The 4720-nt window shown below is 64.2% G+C and carries 3 protein-coding genes and 1 pseudogene; all 4 read left to right on the top strand.

What is annotated here, in order from left to right; all coding sequences use genetic code 11:
- A partial coding sequence (locus tag AB4Z11_RS23480) for a DUF2804 family protein (RefSeq protein WP_442028055.1) occupies positions 1-352 on the top strand: 352 nt, incomplete at its 5' end.
- Positions 353-364: 12 nt separating this feature from the next.
- The gene (locus tag AB4Z11_RS23475) at positions 365-2731 is read left to right on the top strand and encodes a bifunctional acetate--CoA ligase family protein/GNAT family N-acetyltransferase (protein ID WP_442028054.1); all 2367 of its coding nucleotides are present in this window, start codon (positions 365-367) and stop codon (positions 2729-2731) included.
- Positions 2732-2838: 107 nt separating this feature from the next.
- Positions 2839-3519 (top strand): hemerythrin domain-containing protein, encoded by a 681-nt coding sequence (locus AB4Z11_RS23470; RefSeq protein ID WP_442028052.1) that lies wholly within the window; start codon positions 2839-2841, stop codon positions 3517-3519.
- A 100-nt stretch (positions 3520-3619) separates the two neighbouring features.
- A pseudogene (locus tag AB4Z11_RS23465) lies at positions 3620-4720 on the top strand (hypothetical protein); the annotation flags it as partial.

Raw genomic sequence — 4720 nt, 5'->3', positions numbered from 1 at the left:
GACCGAGAGACGGCCCGGCAAGCCATCCTGGGAGAAGTTGGCAACGATGTCGCCGTCCGACCGAGAGACGGCCCGGCAAGCACAGGTGCTGCCGCTGGCGCCCGCGCATTTCATTTATGATCCCGACGATCCGATGGAACGCTGGCATATCTTTACAGAAGACGACCAGTTCGAACTGTTCTTCACGCCGGAAGGCGCACGCCGGCAGAACCGTAATATGGTTGTAGCAGCCAGCCGCTATATTCAGCCTATCGGCACGTTCAGCGGCTGGGTGCGCAGCGGCCCGAATGAACCGAAACGCATGGTCACGCAGCTGGCGGGCGTGACGGAGGACCACTACTCGCGCTGGTAAGAAAGGGCAGACATGAGCATCAGGAATATGGACAGTCTGTTCGAACCGTCTTCCGTGGCCATTTTTGGCGCCTCGCAGCGGCCGGACCGCATGGGCACCAAGGTCATGAACAATATGGCGGACAGCGGTTTCGCGGGCGCCATCTGGCCGGTCAATCCGAAGTATGGCGAGCTGCTGGGCGTTCCTTGCTACGCGAAGCTCTCGGCGCTGCCCGGTGTGCCGGACCTCGCCATTATCTGCACGCCGCCGGATAGCATTCCCGGTCTGATCGCGGATCTGGGCAAGCGCGGCACGCGCGGCGCGCTGGTGCTGACGCCGGTATCGGACAACGTGCGCCAATCTCTGTTGAAGGCCGCGCGGCCTTATCTGATGCGGATTCTTGGACCGGGCGGCATCGGCCTGATAGCGCCATCAGCGGGATTGAATGCCAGCGTTGCCCATGTCGGCGCCAAGCCGGGCAAGCTGGCCTTTATTTCACAATCTGCCACCGTGATGACGGCCGTGCTGGATTGGGCGCGCCTGCACGGCATCGGCTTTTCGCGCGTGGTGTCGCTGGTCGAGGGCGGCGATATCGACCTGGCCGATATGCTGGATTTTCTCGCAGCCGATGACGATACCAGCGCGATCCTTATGCATATCGAATCCGTGAGCTGCGCGCGCAAATTCCTGTCGGCGGCTAGGCTGGCTGCGCGCGGAAAACCCGTCGTGGTGCTGAAAGCGGGCCGCAGCGGCGATGACCGCGTGTATGACGCCGTGATCCGCCGCGCGGGCATGCTGCGCGTGTTTTCCTCGTCCGACTTGTTCGACGCGGTACAGACGCTGGCCAATGCGCGGCCGACGCGCGGCGAGCGGCTGGGCATCATCTGCAATGGCTGGGGGCCGGGCCAGCTGGCTGCGGATGCGCTGTCCTGGGTCAAGGGCAGCCTGGCGCCGTTGTCGCCGGAGGTGGCTCGTGCTTTGAAGACGGTGCTGCCCGAAGGTCTGGCGGTGACCAATCCCATCGACATCGGCGGCGAAGCCAGCGCCGAACGCCATGCCGCGGCGCTGCAAGCCTTGCTGAAGGAGCCGCAGGCCGATGGCTTCCTGCTGGTGCACGGCCCTACGTCCGCCACCGGCAGCATGGAAGTAGCGCAAGCCGTGGCGCCGATCATCAAGGCCAGCAACCGTAGCGTCTTCACTTGCTGGCTGGGCGGTGGCGCAGTTGAAGGCGCGCGCCAGGTGTTTGCGGATGCGGGTTTGCCTGCCTACGACACGCCGGAAAAAGCGGTGCGCGCCTTCAGCCAGGTCGTGGCCTATCACCGCAACCAGTTGCTGCTGAATGAGGTGCCGGGACAAGCGCCGGTGGCGAGCGCGCCGGAACGGCAGGCCGCACGTGCTGCAGTCGAAGCAGCACAGGCCGGCGGCGCCAAAGAGCTGGCGCCGGAAGATTTGCGTGCCGTGCTGGCGGCTTATGGCGTCGTGCTGGAAGAAGGTGCAAGCATCGATTGTGGCAATCTGCAGCTACGGATCGCAATGGCCGTCGATCCCGTGTTCGGTCCCGTCATCAGCTTCGGCCTCGGTGGCAGCGCCGGGAAAGTGGTGGACGATCGTGCCGTCGGCCTGCCGCCGCTGAACATGGTGCTGGCGCGCGAGATGCTCGAACGCACGCGCGTGTTTCGCGCGCTGGCCGCGCATAGCGACGCCGTGTGCCGCATGCTGATTCAGGTCGCCGAACTGGTGGCCGACATCGGCGAAATCGCCAGCCTGGAAATCAATCCGCTGGTGGCGGCGGAAAACGGCCTGTCGCCGCGCTCAGCACGCATTGCGCTGGGGCCGAAAAGGCCGGAATCGGCAATGGCCATTCGCCCCTATCCGCAGGAGCAGGAAGAGGAGATCAGCTGGCAGGGCGCGCCGTTGCTGCTGCGGCCCATTCGTCCCGAAGATGCACCGGCCCACGTGCGCTTCTTCAGCCAGATGAATCGGGATGATGTGCGGCTGCGCTTCTTTTCAGCAATGAAGGAGCTGCCGCCCGCCCAACTGGCGCGCCTGACCCAGATCGACTACGACCGCGCCATGGCCTTCATCGCCACCCGTACGGGCGCTGATGGCGAGCCCGAGACTTTAGGTGTCGTGCGCGCTATCGCCGACCCGGACAATCAGGCCGCCGAATTCGCCATCGCTGTGCGTTCCGATCTGAAAGGACTAGGCCTCGGCAACATTCTGTTCCGCAAGTTGATCGATTATTTCCGTAGCCGCGGCACACGTGAATTGCATGGCGAAGCGCTGGCGGAGAATGCAGGAATGCAACAGCTTATGCGTAGATACGGCGGGCGCGTGACGGCATCGGCAGAAGCTGGTATGGTAGATCTTCGTCTTGAATTGCAGCCGAAAGCACCGTAAATTATTAGCACGCCACCCGCAGAAGTTTGAGCTAGATCAAGGGTGGATCTGTCGGGCTTATTTACACTTGTACTTCCGTTCCGCCACAGCGTCATTTGGGAGCAAGAATGTTAACGGCCACTTACACCTTGGTTGCCCTGTCGGTAGAACAGGCCAACGTGCGCCTCAGCCTGCTATCGTTCCAGAAATACGTGCAATCGACTTTCCTGCGCCAGCAAAGCCTTACGCTGTCCCAGCTCGAATATGCATGCGAAACCCTGGAGCGCCTGTACCAGGCCTGCCACTGGCGAAAGATCGAACTCTACCTGATTCCCGCATTGCGCGAGGCCACCGAGCAGGCCAACCAATTGCTCGACGAATTGAGTCGCCTGAACCAGAATGCGCTGAGCGTGATCCGCCGGCTGCAAGGGGAGCTTGACAGCGCCGGCATGCGCAGCGAGCAGCAGGTGACCGAAGTTTGCGAGGCAATCGAAGCCTTCTGCGCTGCCATGCTGCAGCGGCTGGAGAAGGAAGAGAAGGAACTGTTTGCGCTGGCACGCAGCGCCATCAGCGGCGAGGCCTGGTTTGCCATCGCCAATCAGTTCCTGGCGCATGATGCGCAGATGGTTGAGGCGCGCCGCGGTCAAAGCGGCCAGCCTTCATTGCCTCCGACGAACAGGAAAGCTCTGGCCGATGCGCGCCGCGCCCTGGCAGCCGTGCGTGAAGAATCGGAGGAGCTTGAACCTGCGCCGGAGCTGCGCTACCACCGTCACCAGCGCCCGGTTGAACGCGCACAAGCGGATCATTGATTCGCTAAGCGGACGGCCATCGGCCGTTCCGCGCCCCGGCGCCCGACAAAGAAGCCGGCGCTGCGCTATGATGGTGGTTTTGATCCATCCATAGCCTATCATGTTCGAATTCCTTTTTAAGCGGCCCGGCGACAAGGGCGCCGACGCGCAGGCAGATGCCCAGCCCCAGGGGCCGGAAGCTGCAGGGAATGGCGCGGCAAGCCCGAACGGCGCAGCGGACAGGCGCGCTGCACAAGCGGAATTTGCGCGCAATCTGGCGGGCAATGAAGACGCTGCCGTCGAACTGATCCTCAATAGCGAATTTGCCGATGTGCGGCTGGCTGCGGCCGAGCATGTGATGTCGCAGATTGCACTGGAAAAAGTGCAGCAGGCCATGCGCAATACGGACCGCCGCGTGGCCAAGCTGGCGCAGGGGCGTCTCGATGCGCTGCGCCACCAGCAGGCTGAACAGAAGCAGGCCGAGGCGTGCATTGCTCTTGCGCAGCGCTTGTTGCAGGAGGAAAAGCTCGCGCCGAATCAGGTAGTGGATCTGGATCGTCAATGGCAGGTGATTGCAGCCACGCCGGAACCGGCAGCGCAGTTCGCCGGGGTGCGCCAGGCGCTGGCGCAGCGGCTGGAGGCGCAAGTGAATCTGCAGCGCGGCATGATCGATGCGCTGGCTGCGCTAAAGAAGTTATCGTCAGCCGCTGACCGCGAGGCTGCGCTGGCTGAGCTGGAACGCCTGGCTACCGAACACGAAGCGCAACTGGCTGCGCCGGAGCACTCCTCGCTGCCACGTCATCTGTTGAATGATTTCGAGCAGGCGCTCGGTGCAGCTCGTACGGCGTTGACGCCGCGCCAGCCTGTGCCCGCGCCGGCGCAAGCGGCGCATGGCGCCTCCGGCGCGCAGCGTTCACCGGCAGCGGCCGTGGCAGTGGAGTCGGCAGCAGCGGCCAAGCCAGGCGAGGCTGCTGCGGCAGACGTAGCGGATGAGCCGGCGGCTGCGCGCACCGGCGCGGAGCTTGCTGGCGTGGAAGCCACGCCTGGGCCGGGGTCCGCTGCCGAACATGCGCCAGACGAACACCCGCCTGTAACGGCTGAAGGTACGGGCGGCGCACCTGCCGCGCCGCGCCAACCGCGCGAAAAGCACAAGCCGAGCGTGGCCGGGCGGCGCACCTGCCGCGCCGCGCCAACCGCGCGAAAAGCACAAGCCGAGCGTGGC

It is taken from the genome of Pseudoduganella sp. RAF53_2, from assembly GCF_052113985.1.
Lineage (GTDB): Bacteria > Pseudomonadota > Gammaproteobacteria > Burkholderiales > Burkholderiaceae_D > Rugamonas.
The sequence above is the reverse complement of the archived record's forward strand: the minus strand, read 5'-3'. Positions and strand labels throughout refer to the sequence as shown.